The following is a 2,170-nucleotide window of genomic DNA, read 5'->3' as shown; positions in this document are numbered from 1 at the left end:
GCCAAGCCGGAGCCCGCGCCGTCGCACAGCGACGACGCGGCCACCTTCTGGAGGAAACATGATCGCTTTCTGGCGCGTTGCGCTGCTCTGTGTGTTCTGCCTGGGCACCCTGCCCGCTGCTGCCGCGGATTATCCGAACCGCCCGGTGCGCTGGCTGATCGGCTTTGCCGCCGGCGGCCCGGTCGATATCGTCGCGCGAATCATGAGCCAGTGGCTGTCGGAGCATTTCGGCCAGCAATTCGTGGTGGAAAACCGCGCCGGCTCCGGCGGCAACCTCGCCGCCGCCGCGGCGGTGACCTCCGCGCCGGATGGCTACACGCTGCTGTTCGTGGCGCCGAACAATGCGATCTCGGCATCGCTGTACAAGAAGCTGCCCTATGATTTCATCCGCGACACCGTGCCGGTCGCCAGCATCATGCAGCTCGCCAACATGCTGGTGGTCGCCAATGCGGTGCCGGCGAAGACGATGCAGGAATTCATCGACTATTGCCGCGCCAACCCCGGCAAGATTTCCTATGCCTCGTCGGGCAACGGCACCTCGGTGCACATGTCGGCGGAATTGTTCAAGGCGCTGACCAAATGCGACATGATCCATGTGCCGTATCGCGGCTCGGCGATCGCCTACCCGGACATCATCTCCAACAAGGTGCAACTGATCTTCGACAATTTGCCGACCGCGCTGGAACAGGCGCGCGGCGGCACCGTGCGCGCGCTCGGCGTGACCTCGCCGAAGCGCTGGCCGCCGCTGCCGGATATCCCGGCGATCGCCGAGACCGTGCCGGGCTTCGAGTCGGTTGGCTTCTACGGCATTTCAGCGCCGAAGGGCACGCCGCCGGAGATCGTCGAGATCCTCAACAAGGCGATCGACCTCGCGCTGAAGGATCCGAAGCTGGTGGCGCGGCTGAGCGAGGTCGGCGGCCTGCCGCGGCCGATGACACCGGAAGCGTTCGGCAAACTGATCGCCGAGGAGACCGAGAAGTGGCGCAAGGTGGTGGAACTGGCCGGCGTCTCGGTGGACTGACGCCGCTTCAGGCCACCGTCACATCGCATCATAGGCCGCGACGATACCCGCCGCGGCCTGGCTTACGGCGTCGGCGGATTGGCCGGGCTGATACAGCGCGGTGCCGATGCCGAAGCCGGTGATGCCGGCGGCGCGCCATTCGGCGAAGTTCGATGGGCCTGCCCCGCCCACCGCATAGAGCGCAGTGTCCGCCGGCAGCACCGCGCGCATCGCCTTGATGCCGGCCGGACCGACCACCGAGCAGGGAAAGATCTTCAACCCGTCGGCGCCGGCAGCAAGCGCGGCAAAGCATTCCGACGGCGTCAACACGCCGGGCCATGATCGCAGTCTCGCCGCTTGGGTCGCCGCCACCACCTCGGCGTTGAAATTCGGCGACACGATGATAGTGCCGCCGGCGCTGGCGACGTCGCGCACCTGCTGCGCGGTCAGCACGGTGCCGGCGCCGATCGTCGCCACGTCGCCAAACGTCCTGGCGAGCTGTTCGATGGTGCGCAGCGGCTGCGGCGAGTTGAGCGGGATCTCGAGCGTGGTCAGCCCCGCCTCGATCAGTACGGCGCAGATCGCCTCGGCCTCCTCCGGCCGAATACCACGCAGAATACCGATGATGTGGCGCGTCATGACGCCTCCTTTGCGAGTTGCTGCCAGGCCGAGCGCAGGCCGCTCAACGTGACGAGGGTGGTATCGGCGATCGCGGGCGAGCGGCCCTGCGCGCGCAGCGCGTCGGCATAATGGCCGGACTGCGCGCCATTGCCGACGATGGTGACATCGGCGTCGCGCCAATAGGCCTGCGTCGCCGCCAGTTCGGCGCCGATCAACAGCCCGGACAGCCGCGCCCGCGCCGCCGCCGCCGGCAGGCCCGACAGCAGCGCTTCGGCGCGGACCGCGAACAGCCGGCCGGCGAAACCGCCGGGATCGGCGAGCGTGGCGCTGACGGCGCGGGCGAATTCGGCGTCATCCCAGCCCTCGCCATCCAGGCTGTGGCGCAGCACCGATTGACCGGCCAGCAGCGCGAACAGCTCGCCGGTCATGACGCTCTGGAATGCGACGATCTCGCCGCCCCGCACCCGCACCCATTTGGTATGGGTGCCCGGCAGGCAGAGCACGCCGTCAAAGCCGGGATTGTCGAGCAAAAGGCCGGCGATCTGGGTT

The 2,170-nt window shown here is 68.0% G+C and carries 3 protein-coding genes; 1 reads left to right on the top strand and 2 read right to left on the bottom strand.

The genetic code is table 11. The features are described from left to right. The first annotated feature begins 58 nt into the window (after positions 1 to 58). On the top strand, positions 59 to 1,021 hold the full coding sequence (locus Q0S16_RS07440; RefSeq protein ID WP_295846603.1) for a tripartite tricarboxylate transporter substrate binding protein: 963 nt from the start codon (positions 59 to 61) through the stop codon (positions 1,019 to 1,021). An 18-nt stretch (positions 1,022 to 1,039) separates the two neighbouring features. Here the strand turns inward: Q0S16_RS07440 and Q0S16_RS07435 are convergent, their stop codons facing one another. Together Q0S16_RS07435 and Q0S16_RS07430 are read right to left on the bottom strand one after the other, a co-directional pair. Next, positions 1,040 to 1,639 (bottom strand): 2-dehydro-3-deoxy-6-phosphogalactonate aldolase, encoded by a 600-nt coding sequence (locus Q0S16_RS07435; RefSeq protein WP_295846601.1) that lies wholly within the window; start codon positions 1,637 to 1,639, stop codon positions 1,040 to 1,042. After that, positions 1,636 to 2,170 (bottom strand): 2-dehydro-3-deoxygalactonokinase (locus tag Q0S16_RS07430; protein WP_295846599.1); only part of this gene is annotated, 535 nt, incomplete at its 5' end. The genes Q0S16_RS07435 and Q0S16_RS07430, both read right to left, overlap by 4 nt.

Origin of the sequence: Tardiphaga sp. (assembly GCF_025356345.1) — a bacterium.
In the GTDB taxonomy this organism is placed as follows: Bacteria; Pseudomonadota; Alphaproteobacteria; order Rhizobiales; family Xanthobacteraceae; genus Tardiphaga.
The sequence above is the reverse complement of the archived record's forward strand: the minus strand, read 5'-3'. Positions and strand labels throughout refer to the sequence as shown.